This window comes from Aurantiacibacter hainanensis (genome assembly GCF_036321025.1).
In the GTDB taxonomy this organism is placed as follows: Bacteria; Pseudomonadota; Alphaproteobacteria; order Sphingomonadales; family Sphingomonadaceae; genus Alteraurantiacibacter; species Alteraurantiacibacter hainanensis.
Map to the genome: position 1 here is coordinate 211453 of NZ_JAZAPB010000001.1, position 14284 is coordinate 225736.

The window sequence follows — 14284 nt, forward strand, 5'->3', positions numbered from 1 at the left end:
GGTTCGCCTTGCATGGCCAATCCCGTCCTTGTTCCGATACTCGGCGATCAGCTGACGCGCGATCTTGCCTCCATCAGGGGGCGCATCAAGGACGATACCGTCATCCTGATGATGGAGGTGTGGGACGAGGCGACCTACGTCCGCCACCACAAGCAGAAGATCGCCCTGATCTTTTCCGCCATGCGTCACTTTGCCGCCGACCTGCGCGACGCCGGGTGGCAGGTCGATTACATCCGCCTCGACGACGAGGATAACGCGGGCAGCTTTACCGGAGAGGTGGCGCGCGCGGTGGAGCGCCACGATCCCCGCGCCATCCACGTGGTGGAGGCAGGCGAGTGGCGGGTGCAGCAGGCCATCGAGGAATGGCCCGACAAGTTCGATTGCGAGGTGGAAATCCTGCCCGACGATCGCTTTATCGCCAGCCTTTCCGAATTCCGCGATTGGGCGGAAGGCCGCGACACGCTGCGGATGGAATACTTCTACCGCGAGATGCGCCGCAAGACCGGCCTGCTCATGGATGGCGACAAGCCCGAAGGCGGCGACTGGAACCTCGACAAGCAGAACCGCGAAAGCCCCGACGACGACATGGACCCGCCGGAACGGGCCAAGTTCGAACCCGACGAGATGACCCGCGAGGTGATCGCACTGGTCGAGGACCGCTTCGGCGATCATTTCGGCAATCTCGGCAACTTCGAGTGGCCCGTAACCCGCGAAGAGGCCGAAGAGGCCGCAGACCGCTTCTTTGCCGAGCGGATCGAGAAGTTCGGCCCCTACCAGGATGCGATGGTGCACGGAGAGGACGATCTGTATCATTCGATGCTGTCCACCAGCATCAACCTGGGCCTGCTCGATCCGCTGGAACTGTGTCGGCGCGCAGAGAAGGCCTATCGCGACGGCAAGGCCCCGCTCAACAGCGTCGAGGGATTCATTCGCCAGCTGATCGGCTGGCGCGAATACGTGCGCGGGTTCTACTGGTATTTCATGCCTGACCTGCAGAGCCGCAACGCGCTGAACGCGCAGCGCGCCCTGCCGGAATTCTACTGGACCGGCGAGACCGACATGCGCTGCATCGCCGATTGCGTGCGCTCCACCCGCGACAACGCCCATGCCCACCATATCCAGCGGCTGATGGTGCTCGGCAACTTTGCCCTGCTGGCGGGCATCGATCCGCGGGAGGTGCAGGACTGGTATCTTGTCGTCTACGCCGATGCCTACGAATGGGTGGAGCTGCCCAACGTCTCTGCGATGATCCTCTATGCGGACGGCGGCAAGCTGGCATCGAAGCCCTATGCGGCGAGCGGGAACTACATCAACAAGATGTCCGACTACTGCAAGGAATGCCGCTATTCGGTCAGCAAGAAGACCGGGGAGGATGCCTGTCCGTTCAACCCGCTCTACTGGCATTTCATGCATCGCCACCGCGACATGCTGGAAAGCAACCATCGCATCGGGCGCATCTATTCCACCTGGGACCGGATGGGCGAGGACAAGCAGAAGGCCTACCTCGACAGCGCGGAGACGTTCCTCGATTCACTGGGATCGGCGACCAGGGGATGGGCACGCCGGGAATGACCCGAGGACTGCGCCAAAGTTCAGGTTTCATTCGAAATTACCGCCGCTAAGCTGGCGTCCGAACGAATCACATTCGCTTTCTGGGGACTATCATGCGGCTTTTGATCGCGGCTTTCGCCGCACTGTTCGTTGCGACTCCGGCTCATGCCGAGTGGTACCGGGCAGAAACCAACAATTTCGTCATCATCTCGGAGGATGGGGAGGAAGAGGTCCGCCGCTTCGCAGCCGAGCTCGAACGGTTCGACATGGCGCTGCGCTACCTCCAGAACATGCCGATCGGCGAGGAGCAGCCGACCGACGCCACCAAGCTGACGGTCTATCGCTTCGGCGATGTCGGCGACATCGGGCGCATGGCCGGCGCATCGGGCGTGGCCGGATTCTACATCCCCCGCGCCGGCGATTCGGTGGCCTTCAGTCCGGCGCGCGAGGAACGTCGCCGCTCGATGACGGTGGTCGACGTGGATCGCAGCCGCAACCGCGTCGCGCGCCTCGATGCGGTCAGCGTTCTGCAGCACGAATACGTCCACTACTTCATGATGCAGCATTTCCCCGCCGCCTATCCCGCCTGGTACGTGGAAGGCTATGCAGAGCTGCTGGCGACGATCCGTTTCAACGACGACGGTACCTTCCACGTGGGCGATCCGCCGCAGTACCGCGCGGCACAGATCTTCCAGCTGCGCCAGTTCCCGCTCGAGGACATGCTGGACCAGGAGCACGAGCTTGCAGGCTACGAGGGTTACCAGTTCTACGGCACCGGCTGGCTGCTGGCCCACTATCTCAATTTCGATCCCACGCGCCTGGCGCAGCTCAACGAATACCTCGTCGCCATCGGCGAAGGGGAAGACAGCCTGACCGCCGCGCGCCGCATCTTCGGCGACCTCGACCAGATCGACCGCGAACTGCGCCAGTATCGCGACGGTGCCTTCCCCGGCTATGACGTGACGACCCCCGGCTATGTGGAGCCGCAGCCGCAGATCCGCCGTCTCACGGCCATCGAGGAGGACCTGATCCGCGAGGAAATGGAACTGCGCCGCGGTGTCGACAAGGACGAGGCCCGTGGAATTGCCGGGGACATTCGCCGCAAGGCGGGCGATCCCCTGCCGAGCGATCCCCATGCCCTCGCCCTGCTGGCGCGTGCTCTCTATTATGCCGAGGACTACGATGACGCGCTGGCGACGGCCGAACGCCTCAAGGAGGTCGACGGTAACGCCATCATGGGCCCGCTGGTCGCCAGCTGGGTCGCGTCCGAACGTGCGGAGGATGATCCCGCCTGGCAGGAACGTGCCGTCCGCCATGCCGCCGACGCCCTCGCCATCGACGAGCACGACCCGCGCTCCCGCATCGCCTATTACTACAGCTACCTCGCCGCCGGGATGGAAGTGCCCGAAAACGCGATCATCGCCCTGGAGCAGGCCTTCGACACCGCTGGCAGCGATCCGAGCTATCGGGTCTTTCTTTCGCGCCAGCTGATCTTCGAAGATCGCCTGAGCGACGCCAAGGCGGTTCTCCAGCCGATCGCCTTCCGTGGTCACAACCAGGGTCAGCGGGACGAGGACGACACCGAGGACGGCCCGCCCGGCCTCGACGACATCATGGCCGAGATCAACGAAGGCGACAGGGACGCCGCGCTCACCATGATCGACGAACTGATCGACTGGGAACCGGAGGACTAGGGTGTCGGCCTAGTCCCCGGTCCGTTCCCCGCCTTCGCGCCGCAGCAGTTCTGCCTTGATCTCGGTGCCATAGGCGTATCCGCCCAGTCCGCCGTCCGCCGCGATCACGCGGTGGCAGGGGATCAGCACCGCGACATGGTTCGCGCCGTTGGCCCCGCCCACCGCGCGGCTGGCCTTGGGATTGCCGAGCGCCGTGGCCAGTTCGCCGTAGCTGCGCGTCTCGCCCGCGGGAATGCGGCGGAGCTCTTCCCAGACGCGCTGCTGGAAGGCGGTGCCCTGTACGTCCAGCGGGATGTCCTGCCCGGTGCCGGGCCTTTCCACCGCGCCTGCCACCTTCTCGAACAGTGCCCTGAACTCAGGCCCGGCAGCCACGATCTCGGCCTTCGGAAAGCGCGCGCGCAGTTCCGCTTCACCTTCGCCGAAAGCCAGGCAGCATACGCCCCGGTCGGTAGCCCCGACCAGCATCGAGCCCACGGTCGTCTCGATCACGGCATAGTGAATGACCCTGCCCCTCCCGCCATCGCGGCGATCCTTCGCGCTCATGCCCAATCGGTCCTTCATGTCATCGTAGAATCGTGAGGGGGCCGAATAGCCTGCCTCGTAGATGGCGTCGGTCACCCGGCTTTCCCGCGAGAGGGCCTTTCCCGCCCGCTCGCGCCGCAGCGCCCTCGAATAGGCAGCAGGCGACATGCCCACCGCGCGCGTGAACACGCGCTGCAAGTGAGTGGGCGAATAGTCGGTCGCCGCGCCAAGCCTCTCCAGTGAAACCGGTCCGTCGGCATCGCGCAGCACCTCCAGGGCGCGAAGGATGGCCGTCTCCTCGCGGCTTTGCTGGTCGGGCGCACATCGCTTGCAGGCCCGCAGGCCCGCCGCCTCGGCTTGCAGCGGCGAGGCATAGAAGCGCACGTTCTCGCGCTTGGGCGCACGCGCCGGGCAGCTTGGGCGGCAATAGATGCCGGTGGAATGCACGCCGGTCACGAACACCCCGTCGAAACGACGGTCTTTCGCAAGCGCGATCTGCCAGCGATCCTCGTCGCTCAGCGCGGTGGTTTCATCTATCCTGTTCATGACCGGAGATATGCCATCTCAGTCGAGGGTGCGCATCCCGAAGCTTGCGGTCAATGCAGGGTGGTATAGATGTGCGCGGCAATGCAACGCATCCTCGCCGTTTTCGCCCTGTTGCTTGCCGCCGTGATGGCGGCTGCAACCCCGGCCCATGCCGATTCGGCCGATATAGAGGCGGCAGCGCGCGGCGTGGTGCGCGTGATCATCATCGGCCAGGACGGGGAGGAAATCTTTCCCGTCTCTCACGGCACCGGCTTCGCCGTAGGGGGCGAAAGGATCATCACCAATGCCCACGTCGTGTCAGAGGCGATCGAGGACGAGCGGCTGTCGATCGGCGTCGTGCCGGCAGAGGGCCAGCAGGCCGTCTACGCGCGGCTGGTGTCGGTCAGCCCGCGCAACGACCTTGCCCTGCTGGAACTTACCGAGCCGCTGGGCCTGCCGCCGCTCACCATAGCCGGCAACCCGGCGCAGAGCGGATCGGTGACGGCAGTCGGCTATCCGCTCAACGTGGACCGCGCGCAGGGGCTGGAACAGGCGGACATCTTCCGCGCGCAGCCGCCGGTGATGGCGACCGGCTTTCTGTCGGGACGCCGGCCGAGCCGCGAATTCGACACGATCCTCCACACCGCACCCATCGCGCGCGGCAATTCGGGCGGCCCGCTGCTGGACGATTGCGGGCGCGTGGTCGGCGTCAACTCCTTCGGCACCGAAAGCGCCGGGTCGGACGCGGAGTTCTTCTTCGCCATCAGCACGCGCGAACTGCTGCCGTTTCTGCGCGCCAACGACGTGCAACCTCGCCTCAATTCGCTGCCCTGCCGCAGCCTGGCGGACCTTGAAGCAGAAGAGATCGCCCGCGCCGAAGCACGCGCCGATCTGGAGGCCGAGCGCGCGGAGCGCGAGGCGGAGGCGCTCGCGCAGCAGACCGCCGAGGCGCGCCGGGCCATCACTTATGAAGTCATGGACGCGCGGTCCAACGGATTGGCGCTCGCCCTGCTGCTGTTCATCATAGCGCTGGCTGCCGGGGCGGCGGCTATCTGGAGCCATCTGAAGGGCGACATGCGCATGCGATCCATCGCCGGGGCTACGGCGCTGGTGGCGCTGGTGGGTGCGGTCATCGCCTGGGTGTCGCGCCCGGCCTTCGCCGAGATCGACGAACGGGTGGAGGAAACGCTGCGCGCCGGCGTGGAAACCGAAGGCCCGACCGGCGCGATTGCCACGCCCTCGCCCACCGCCACACCGCCAGGCAGCAGTCTGGCCTGCGTGCTGGACGTGGACCGCAGCCGGGTGGTCGGCGATCCCGAGGATGACATTGCCGTCGAATGGTCGGGCGATGGATGCATCAACCAGCGCACGCAGTACGGTTTGACCGGCGGGCGCTGGACCCGCGTGTTCGTGCCTGCCAACGAAGCGGCTGTTTCGGTGAACCGCTTCGATCCCGAAGCCGGCGAGCTGGTGATGGAACGCTACCTGCTCGATCTCGAGGCCATGCGCGATGCGCGGGCCGCGCGAGGCGGCTACGTCGCCCCCGAATGCGGCGTTGACGAGGCGGGCGCGCGGGAGCTGGGCAGCAATCAGGCCGCGATCATGTCCGCCCTGCCCCAGCGCCCGAACGAACGCTTGGTCTACACTTGCTCCGAGGCGATGGAACTGCCCGGCGAGAACTCCGGCGACGAACAGGGCTGATTGGCAGGCCTGCCGCGACCGGACTCGGGTTGCATCATTTTTACCTCGGTGCTAGGCGCGCGCCAGCCATCAAGAGGGTGCGCCCTGCGCATCCCGATACAGGCAACCAGTTTTTCCGTTTCTCGGACCTTGAAGGACACATCGCGCGTGGAGCTTTCCGCCGGTATTCAGGCCAGCCTTGCCGGGCGTTACGCCTCGGCCCTGTTCGATCTTGCCAGCGAATCTGGCACGGTAACCGCTGTCGAGTCCGATCTCGACCGGCTGGATGCCGCGCTGAGCGAATCAAGCGAACTTGCCTCCCTCATCCACAATCCGGAGATCAGCCGGTCGCAGCTGTCGTCCGTGATGGACGGCATCGCCGGCTACCTGCAGCTTTCGGATCTCACGAAGAACTTCCTCGGCGTGCTGGCGGAAAACCGCCGAGTGTCGAAACTGCCGGATATCATCCGCGCCTTCCACACGATCGCCGCAGCCCAGCGCGGCGAAGTGCAGGCAGAAGTCGCCAGCGCCCATGCCCTTACCGATGCCCAGCTGGCAGAGCTGGAAGGCAAGCTGCGCGCCCGCGAAGGCCGCACCGTCAAACTGAAATCGCGCGTCGATCCCGACCTTCTGGGCGGGCTCGTCGTCACCATCGGATCGAAGCGCATCGACAGCTCGATCCGCACCCGTCTCAACTCCCTCGCCCAGGCCATGAAGACCGCCTGAGTAGCCATATACAAGAAGGCTTATTGCAATGGATATCCGCGCCGCAGAAATCTCCAAGGTCATCAAGAACCAGATCGCCAACTTCGGCACCGAAGCCGAAGTCAGCGAAGTGGGTTCCGTCCTCTCGGTGGGTGACGGCATTGCCCGCATCCACGGCCTCGACAACGTTCAGGCCGGCGAGATGGTGGAATTCAGCGATGGCGTTCAGGGCATGGCGCTGAACCTGGAAGCCGACAATGTCGGTGTCGTGATCTTCGGATCGGACTCCAACATCAAGGAAGGTGACACCGTCAAGCGCACCGGCACCATCGTGGACGTGCCGGTCGGCAAGGGCCTGCTGGGCCGCGTGGTCGACGCGCTGGGCAACCCGATCGACGGCAAGGGCCCGATCACCGACACCACCCGCCAGCGCGTGGAAGTGAAGGCTCCCGGGATCATCCCGCGCAAGTCCGTGGACGAGCCCGTGCAGTCGGGCCTCAAGGCCATCGACGCCCTCGTCCCCGTCGGCCGCGGCCAGCGCGAGCTGATCATCGGTGACCGTCAGACCGGCAAGAGCGCCGTCGCCATCGACACCTTCATCAACCAGAAGGACGCGCACCAGGGCGACGACGAGACGAAGAAGCTCTACTGCATCTACGTCGCCGTGGGCCAGAAGCGCTCCACCGTCGCGCAGATCGTGAAGAGCCTCGAAGAGAATGGCGCGATGGAATACTCCATCGTGGTTGCCGCCACCGCGTCGGAGCCCGCTCCGCTGCAGTACCTGGCGCCCTACACCGGCTGCGCCATGGGCGAATTCTTCCGCGACAACGGCATGCACGCCGTGATCGTGTACGACGACCTTTCGAAGCAGGCCGTGGCCTATCGCCAGATGTCGCTGCTTCTGCGCCGTCCTCCGGGCCGCGAAGCCTATCCGGGCGACGTGTTCTACCTGCACTCCCGCCTGCTCGAACGCGCGGCGAAGATGAACGACGAGAACGGTGGCGGCTCGCTCACCGCGCTGCCGATCATCGAGACGCAGGCAGGCGACGTGTCGGCCTACATCCCGACCAACGTGATCTCCATCACCGACGGCCAGATCTTCCTCGAGACCGACCTGTTCTACCAGGGCATCCGTCCCGCCATCAACGTCGGCCTCTCGGTGTCGCGCGTGGGCGGTGCGGCCCAGACCAAGGCGATGAAGAAGGTTGCGGGCTCCATCAAGCTGGAGCTGGCGCAGTACCGCGAGATGGCGGCCTTCGCGCAGTTCGGTTCGGACCTCGATCCCTCGACCCAGCGCCTGCTGAACCGCGGTGCGCGCCTGACCGAGCTGCTGAAGCAGCCGCAGTTCTCGCCCATGCCGATGGAAGAGCAGGTCGTGTCGATCTTCGCGGGCACCAACGGCTACATCGACAGTGTCGCCGTCGACCGCGTGACCGAGTACGAAGCCGCCATGCTCAGCTACATGCGCAACGAGCATGCCGACGTGCTGAAGACGATCGCCGACACCGGCAAGTTCGAGGACGACACGCGCGAGAAGGTGAAGAGCGCGCTCGACACCTTCGCCAAGCAGTTCGCCTGATCCGGAACCAGAGATTGATAGGGAGCCGAAATGGCTAGCCTCAAGGAACTCAAGGACCGGATCAAGTCGGTCAAGTCCACGCAGAAGATCACCAAGGCGAAGCAGATGGTCGCCGCGGCGAAGCTGCGTAAGGCGCAGATGGCCGCCGAGGAAGCGCGCCCCTATGCGGAGCGGCTGGCCGGCGTGATGGGCGCGCTGGCGGCCAAGGTCGGCGATTCCGACAGCGCGCCGCTGCTGCTGCGCGGCACCGGCAACGACCAGAAGCACCTGCTGGTGGTCGTCAACACCGACAAGGGCCTGTGCGGCGGTCTCAACGCGAACATCGTGAAAGAGGCCAAGAAGCAGGCCAGGAAGCTCATGGCCGAAGGCAAGAGCGTGCAGTTCTACCTGGTCGGCAAGAAGGGCCGTGCCCCGATCAAGCGCGACTTTGCCGACCGGATCGACGCGCACTACGACACCAGCGACATGAAGAACCCCGACTTCGCCGAAGCGGAGAAGATCGCGGACGAGCTGGTGGCGAAGTTCGAGAAGGGCGAATTCGACGTCGCCCACCTGATCTACCCGATCTTCAAGAGCGCGCTGTCGCAGGACCCGACCACCACGCAGCTGCTGCCCGTCCCCTCGCCCGAAAGCGTGGAGGAGACGGCCTCCGTCGTGGAATACGAGCCGGGCGAGGAGGAAATCCTCGAGGACCTGCTGCCGCGCTACATCAAGACGCAGCTCTTCGGTGCCTTGCTCGAACGCGAGGCCAGCGAACAGGGTGCCTCGATGACCGCGATGGACAATGCGACCCGCAATGCCGGCGAGCTGATCGAGGATCTCACCATCGAATACAACCGCAGCCGCCAGGCCGCGATCACCACCGAACTGATTGAAATCATCGCGGGTGCGGAAGCACTCTGAAGCAGGACGAAATCACGTGAAATTCTACGCCCCCCTTCTCCTCCTCCCTGCCCTGGCGCTGGCCGCCTGCGGCGAGGAACCCGCTCCCGAAGCGACGGCCGCACCGGTCGCCGCGCCCGAGCCGACACCTTCCGCACCTGCGCCGGACGAAGCCCTGTTCTCGGAACTCTACGCCGCGACCTGCCCCGAGGCGGAAGCCGTCAACGAATCCATCTGCAAGCGCGCGATGGGTGCGGAAACCGCTTCTTGCGAATTCAGCCTGGGTGACGACGAATACATGCGCAACGACGCGACCCTCCAACTCGACGAGACGGGCGAAGCCTGGATCATCGCCGATGCCGAGACGGTCTGCACCCAGTAACTCGACCCCGCCACAGACACACATCCGAACGCCACAGGAAACCTAACATGGCTACCGCACCCGCTATCAACCAGACCACCAACGGCACGATCGCCCAGGTCATCGGCGCCGTCGTCGACGTGACCTTCCCGGGCGAGCTTCCGCCCATCCTCTCCGCGCTGGAGACGAAGAACGGCGGGCAGACGCTGGTCCTCGAAGTCGCTCAGCACCTCGGCGAGAACACCGTGCGCACCATCGCCATGGACGGCACCGACGGCCTCGTCCGCGGTCAGGAAGTGATTGCCACCGGCAGCCAGATTTCCGTGCCCGTAGGCCCCAAGACGCTGGGCCGCATCATGAACGTCGTGGGCGAGCCCATCGACGAGCGCGGTCCGATCGGTGCGGATATGACCATGCCGATCCACGCCGAGGCCCCGCTGTTCGTCGACCAGTCGACCGAAGCCGACATTCTCGTCACCGGCATCAAGGTGATCGACCTGCTCGCGCCCTACGCCAAGGGCGGCAAGATCGGCCTGTTCGGCGGTGCCGGCGTGGGCAAGACCGTGCTGATCCAGGAACTGATCAACAACATCGCCAAGGGCCACGGCGGCGTGTCCGTCTTCGCGGGCGTGGGTGAGCGTACCCGCGAGGGCAACGACCTCTACCACGAATTCCTCGACGCAGGCGTTATCGCCAAGAACGAAGCTGGCGAGGCGATCAGCGAAGGCTCCAAGGTGGCCCTCGTCTTCGGCCAGATGAACGAGCCTCCCGGCGCGCGTGCCCGCGTGGCGCTCTCGGGCCTGACCATGGCCGAATACTTCCGCGACCAGGAAGGCCAGGACGTGCTGTTCTTCGTGGACAACATCTTCCGCTTCACCCAGGCCGGTTCGGAAGTGTCCGCCCTGCTCGGCCGTATTCCTTCGGCCGTGGGCTATCAGCCGACGCTGTCCACCGACATGGGCAACCTGCAGGAACGCATCACCTCCACCAACAAGGGTTCGATCACCTCGGTGCAGGCCATCTACGTTCCCGCGGACGACCTCACCGACCCTGCCCCTGCAACCTCGTTCGCGCACCTTGACGCGACGACCACGCTGAACCGCGCGATTTCCGAGCTGGGCATCTACCCGGCGGTGGACCCACTGGACTCGACCAGCCGCGTTCTCGAACCGCGCGTCGTGGGCCAGGAGCACTACGAGACCGCGCGCAAGGTCCAGGAGACGCTGCAGAAGTACAAGAGCCTGCAGGACATCATCGCCATCCTGGGCATGGACGAGCTTTCCGAAGAGGATAAGCTGACCGTGCAGCGCGCCCGCAAAATCCAGCGCTTCCTGTCCCAGCCCTTCCACGTGGCCGAGGTGTTCACCAACATCCCCGGCAAGTTCGTGCAGCTGGAAGACACCGTCCGCTCGTTCAAGGCGGTGGTCGAAGGCGAATACGATCACCTTCCCGAATCTGCCTTCTACATGGTCGGCGGCATCGACGAAGCCGTCGAGAAGGCCCAGAAAATGGCCGAGGAAGCCTGATCCAGATGGCACTCCACTTCGAACTGGTCACGCCGAGCAAGCTGGTCCGCTCCGAGGACGTCCACATGGTGGTCGTCCCCGGCAGCGAGGGCGAGTTCGGCGTGCTGGAGGGCCATGCGCCCTTCATGTCGACCATCCGCGATGGCGCGGTGCAGGTCTACAAGACCGAGGGCGGCAGCCCGGAGAGCATCGAAGTACGCGGCGGCTTTGCCGAAGTGGGCGACAAGGGCCTGACGGTCCTTGCCGAACACGTAGAAGACTGAGCGCGGACCTGCCCCTCACTTGCGCAGAAGGGGCACCATGACGGCAAGGATCGCACTGGCGGCAACCGCGTTGCTGGCCGCATCATCCTGCGTCGATACGAGCCAGGACATCCACTACATCCCCACCCCGCCGGCCGTGGTGGATGAACTGCTCCGCCTTGCCGAGATCGAGGAAGGCGACGTCATCTACGACCTGGGATCGGGCGACGGCCGCATCGTGATCGCCGCGGCGCGCGATTACGGCATCAGGGGGGTCGGTATCGAGATCGACGACGCCTTGCTGGAACGTGCAAGGCAGAACGCGCGCGAGGCAGGCGTCGAGGACCTGGTGGAGTTTCGCAAGCAGGACCTGTTCGAAACAGACCTGACCGGGGTCGACGTCCTGGCCTTATACCTCGGTCCGACCCAGAACCTGCGCCTGCGTCCTCGGATCCTGGAGCAGATGGAGCCAGGCTCTCAGGTCGTCAGCCATGCCTTTGCCATGGGCGGCTGGATTCCGGACGTCGAAAAGGAAGTCGAGAACCGCAAGGTCTTCAAGTGGACCGTCCCGGTGGAATTCATCGACGGCTTCCCCAGCGTCCTGCCGGACGAAGAGCAGGACGCCGGCTAGCTCCGCCCACGCCGCGTTGGCGCGTGGAAATCGGGCGGCTTGTCGGCGATCCTGCGAAGGAACTTCGCCACCTCGTCATGCGCCACGACGAAATCGCGCTCGCCCTCTGACCGGGCCAGTTCCGCATTGGTGAAATGCGCGTGGATCGTGCGGTGGCAGATCGGGTGCACGGGCACGGTTTCCCGGCCCTTCTTCGCCTTGGGCACCGTATGGTGATACTGAACGCGCCGCCCCAGCGGTCTTTCACAAAGCCAGCATTTGCGGGCATCATCCATCCGCGTCGATCTCAGGCAGGGGCCTTGGTGCCCTTGCGCACGCGCCCCTCGTACCACAGCCAGAGGCCCGCCATCACGATCAGGGCTGCGCCCGCCATCGCCGTCAGGTCCGGGACTTCGGCGAAGAAGAAATAGCCTATCAGCGAAGCGGCGATCAGCTGGCCGTATGTCATCGGGGCGACCGTGGCCGCACCGGCCCGCTCCGTCCCCATGTAGATCAGCCAGTGCGCCGCGCTGGCCGTCACCGCGATGATCGCGACCCGGGCCCAGATGTGCCAGACGGGCCAGTGCACCTCCAGTTGCGCCAGGCCGCTGAAATGGCCGAGAACCATGGCTGCCACGAGGATGACGGTGGCGAAAAGGGCGACATAGGCCTGCATCGCCAGAGCGCTGCCCCTGCCCGCGACCGCGCGATTGGCCGTGACGAGCACGGACATGCCGAAGGCCGCGCCCAGCGGCAGCAGTGCCGCCAGCCCGATCTCCGCGAAATTGGGCCTCAGCACGATCAGCACGCCAACGAACGCGACGAGCGTTGCCGCTACGGTTTGCCAGCGCAGTTTCTCACCCAGGAACACGGCGGCCAGGATTGCGGTGAACATCGGCTGGGTGAAGACGAGGGCAATCGCCTCGGTCAGCGGCATCAGCCAGACACTGGCGAAGAAGCAGATGGTGGCAACGCCCACCCCTGCCCCGCGCAACCACTGCATGCCGGGATTGGGGATATTGCGCAGAGGCTGCACGCCTTCCTTCATCAGCAGGATCGCGGTCAGGCCCAGCGCGCCCAGGCCATATCGCCAGGCCGCGATGGCGGTTGGCGCCCATGCCCCGTCGATGCCCTTCACGATGCTGTCACCGATGGTGAGCGTGCAGAATCCGGCCAGTGCGAACAGCAGCCCCGGCCGATCCGATTGTTGCATGAATTCCTGCCCTTCAAACGCGGTGCAGGCCGCTTAGGAGGCACGGGCGCAGCGGGCAAACGCTTTCGTTCGCAAGTCTCGGCGGAATTTTACGAAGCGTTAAACGGTCATGCTTAACAAAGCCCTATGGCGCGCCCCCGCAGGGGCGCAAACCCGGGGGCCCGATGACGAAGCTGATAATCCAGATTCCCTGCCTGAACGAGGTGGAACACCTGCCAGAGACGCTGGCCCGGCTTCCGCGGCGGATCGAGGGTATCGATTGCATCGAATTCCTGGTGATCGACGATGGCAGCACCGACGGCACCGCGCAGGTTGCGCGCCAGTGGGGCGTGCACCACGTGGTGCAGCATCGCCGCAACCGCGGACTTGCCGCCGCCTACCGCAGCGGCATCGACGCGGCGCTGGCGCAGGGTGCCGACATCATCGTGAACACCGATGCCGACGGGCAGTACGAGGGCGCCGATATCGCCGCTTTGGTGCAGCCGATCCTGGCAGGGGAAGCGGATATCGTGGTCGGCGACCGCGGCGTGGCCGACAATGCCCACTTCTCTCCCTTCAAGCGCACCCTGCAAAAGCTGGGCAGCGCGGTCGTGCAGCGCCTCGCGGGCACACAGGTGAACGATGCCGTGAGCGGGTTTCGCGCCATCAGCCGGGAAGCCGCGCGCCGCATCAACATCACGACCGAATTTTCCTATACCACGGACATGCTGATCCAGGCCGGTCGCAAGCGGCTGGCCATCGCGACGGTGCCCGTGCGCACCCATGCCGCAGCCCGGCCTAGCCGCCTGTTCAAGTCGATCCCCGGCTTCATCGGACAGACCGGCGTCACCATCATGCGCGCCTATACCACGCACAATGCCCTGCGCGTGTTCGTGGGCACCGGCCTTGTGACCGCCATGCTCGGCGCACTACCGATCTTTCGGTTCCTGTGGTTCTGGCTCAACGGAGACGGCGACGGCCACCTGCAATCGCTGGTGATCGGCGGCGCACTGCTAATGCTGGGCACGATCATGTCGGTGCTGGGCATCCTGGCGGACCTGATCGCCACCAATCGCAAGCTGCTGGAAATGAACCTGCAGAAGCTGCGCGAGATCGAAGAGAAGGTGGCGAGCGTCGCCGCCCGTCCGCAGGAGAGTGCCGAGGTTGGCGAGGCGGCAAGGCTCGTCGCCATCGCCGGAAGCAAGGAACGCTGAC

General features: G+C 65.2%; 14 protein-coding genes. 11 read left to right on the forward strand and 3 right to left on the reverse strand.

Annotated elements, in window-relative coordinates:
* Window positions 1-12: 12 nt before the first annotated feature.
* Both AAA989_RS01035 and AAA989_RS01040 read left to right on the forward strand, forming a co-directional pair.
* The gene (locus tag AAA989_RS01035; protein ID WP_338240562.1) at window positions 13-1572 is read left to right on the forward strand and encodes a cryptochrome/photolyase family protein; all 1560 of its coding nucleotides are present in this window, start codon (window positions 13-15) and stop codon (window positions 1570-1572) included.
* Between the two features lie 92 nt (window positions 1573-1664).
* On the forward strand, window positions 1665-3245 hold the full coding sequence (locus AAA989_RS01040) for a tetratricopeptide repeat protein (protein ID WP_338240563.1): 1581 nt from the start codon (window positions 1665-1667) through the stop codon (window positions 3243-3245).
* A 9-nt stretch (window positions 3246-3254) separates the two neighbouring features.
* On the opposite strand, the gene AAA989_RS01045 is transcribed toward AAA989_RS01040, so the two are convergent.
* On the reverse strand, window positions 3255-4313 hold the full coding sequence (locus tag AAA989_RS01045; protein ID WP_338240565.1) for a bifunctional transcriptional activator/DNA repair enzyme AdaA: 1059 nt from the start codon (window positions 4311-4313) through the stop codon (window positions 3255-3257).
* Between the two features lie 81 nt (window positions 4314-4394).
* Between AAA989_RS01045 and AAA989_RS01050 the strand changes: the two genes are divergently transcribed.
* From AAA989_RS01050 to AAA989_RS01085, 8 genes are all read left to right on the forward strand, one after another.
* Window positions 4395-5993 carry a S1 family peptidase gene (locus tag AAA989_RS01050; protein WP_338240566.1) on the forward strand — a complete coding sequence of 533 codons (1599 nt, stop codon included), beginning with the start codon at window positions 4395-4397 and terminating at the stop codon, window positions 5991-5993.
* A 147-nt stretch (window positions 5994-6140) separates the two neighbouring features.
* Complete coding sequence (locus AAA989_RS01055; protein WP_338242163.1) at window positions 6141-6698, forward strand: F0F1 ATP synthase subunit delta; 558 nt, start codon at window positions 6141-6143, stop codon at window positions 6696-6698.
* Window positions 6699-6726: 28 nt separating this feature from the next.
* Window positions 6727-8256, forward strand: coding sequence for a F0F1 ATP synthase subunit alpha (atpA, locus tag AAA989_RS01060; RefSeq protein ID WP_338240567.1), 1530 nt, complete (start codon window positions 6727-6729; stop codon window positions 8254-8256).
* A gap of 30 nt (window positions 8257-8286) precedes the next feature.
* A complete protein-coding gene (locus AAA989_RS01065; RefSeq protein WP_338240568.1) occupies window positions 8287-9159 on the forward strand; it encodes a F0F1 ATP synthase subunit gamma in 873 nt (290 codons plus the stop codon).
* 16 nt (window positions 9160-9175) lie between these two features.
* Window positions 9176-9520, forward strand: a complete 345-nt coding sequence (locus AAA989_RS01070) for a hypothetical protein (RefSeq protein WP_338240569.1) — start codon at window positions 9176-9178, stop codon at window positions 9518-9520.
* 47 nt (window positions 9521-9567) lie between these two features.
* Complete coding sequence (atpD, locus tag AAA989_RS01075) at window positions 9568-11025, forward strand: F0F1 ATP synthase subunit beta (protein WP_338240570.1); 1458 nt, start codon at window positions 9568-9570, stop codon at window positions 11023-11025.
* A 5-nt stretch (window positions 11026-11030) separates the two neighbouring features.
* Window positions 11031-11288: an ATP synthase F1 subunit epsilon gene (locus AAA989_RS01080; RefSeq protein WP_338240571.1), complete on the forward strand. Its 258-nt coding sequence runs from the start codon at window positions 11031-11033 to the stop codon at window positions 11286-11288.
* Between the two features lie 37 nt (window positions 11289-11325).
* The gene (locus tag AAA989_RS01085) at window positions 11326-11898 is read left to right on the forward strand and encodes an SAM-dependent methyltransferase (protein ID WP_338240572.1); all 573 of its coding nucleotides are present in this window, start codon (window positions 11326-11328) and stop codon (window positions 11896-11898) included.
* Here AAA989_RS01085 and AAA989_RS01090 read toward each other — a convergent pair.
* Together AAA989_RS01090 and AAA989_RS01095 are read right to left on the reverse strand one after the other, a co-directional pair.
* Window positions 11895-12173: an HNH endonuclease gene (locus AAA989_RS01090; RefSeq protein ID WP_338240573.1), complete on the reverse strand. Its 279-nt coding sequence runs from the start codon at window positions 12171-12173 to the stop codon at window positions 11895-11897. The genes AAA989_RS01085 and AAA989_RS01090 overlap by 4 nt on opposite strands.
* 11 nt (window positions 12174-12184) lie before the next feature.
* Window positions 12185-13090 carry a DMT family transporter gene (locus AAA989_RS01095; protein ID WP_338240574.1) on the reverse strand — a complete coding sequence of 302 codons (906 nt, stop codon included), beginning with the start codon at window positions 13088-13090 and terminating at the stop codon, window positions 12185-12187.
* 164 nt (window positions 13091-13254) lie between these two features.
* Between AAA989_RS01095 and AAA989_RS01100 the strand changes: the two genes are divergently transcribed.
* Window positions 13255-14283: a glycosyltransferase family 2 protein gene (locus AAA989_RS01100; protein WP_338240575.1), complete on the forward strand. Its 1029-nt coding sequence runs from the start codon at window positions 13255-13257 to the stop codon at window positions 14281-14283.
* Window position 14284: the final 1 nt, after the last annotated feature.

Excerpts from the sequence above, each read along its gene's own strand:
- AAA989_RS01035 (WP_338240562.1), top strand. The coding sequence starts at position 13 with ATGGCCAATCCCGTCCTTGTTCCGATACTCGGCGATCAGCTGACGCGC.
- AAA989_RS01040 (WP_338240563.1), top strand. The coding sequence starts at position 1,665 with ATGCGGCTTTTGATCGCGGCTTTCGCCGCACTGTTCGTTGCGACTCCG.
- AAA989_RS01045 (WP_338240565.1), bottom strand. The coding sequence starts at position 4,313 with ATGAACAGGATAGATGAAACCACCGCGCTGAGCGACGAGGATCGCTGG.
- AAA989_RS01050 (WP_338240566.1), top strand. The coding sequence starts at position 4,395 with ATGCAACGCATCCTCGCCGTTTTCGCCCTGTTGCTTGCCGCCGTGATG.
- atpA (WP_338240567.1), top strand. The coding sequence starts at position 6,727 with ATGGATATCCGCGCCGCAGAAATCTCCAAGGTCATCAAGAACCAGATC.
- AAA989_RS01065 (WP_338240568.1), top strand. The coding sequence starts at position 8,287 with ATGGCTAGCCTCAAGGAACTCAAGGACCGGATCAAGTCGGTCAAGTCC.
- atpD (WP_338240570.1), top strand. The coding sequence starts at position 9,568 with ATGGCTACCGCACCCGCTATCAACCAGACCACCAACGGCACGATCGCC.
- AAA989_RS01080 (WP_338240571.1), top strand. The coding sequence starts at position 11,031 with ATGGCACTCCACTTCGAACTGGTCACGCCGAGCAAGCTGGTCCGCTCC.
- AAA989_RS01085 (WP_338240572.1), top strand. The coding sequence starts at position 11,326 with ATGACGGCAAGGATCGCACTGGCGGCAACCGCGTTGCTGGCCGCATCA.
- AAA989_RS01090 (WP_338240573.1), bottom strand. The coding sequence starts at position 12,173 with ATGGATGATGCCCGCAAATGCTGGCTTTGTGAAAGACCGCTGGGGCGG.
- AAA989_RS01095 (WP_338240574.1), bottom strand. The coding sequence starts at position 13,090 with ATGCAACAATCGGATCGGCCGGGGCTGCTGTTCGCACTGGCCGGATTC.
- AAA989_RS01100 (WP_338240575.1), top strand. The coding sequence starts at position 13,255 with ATGACGAAGCTGATAATCCAGATTCCCTGCCTGAACGAGGTGGAACAC.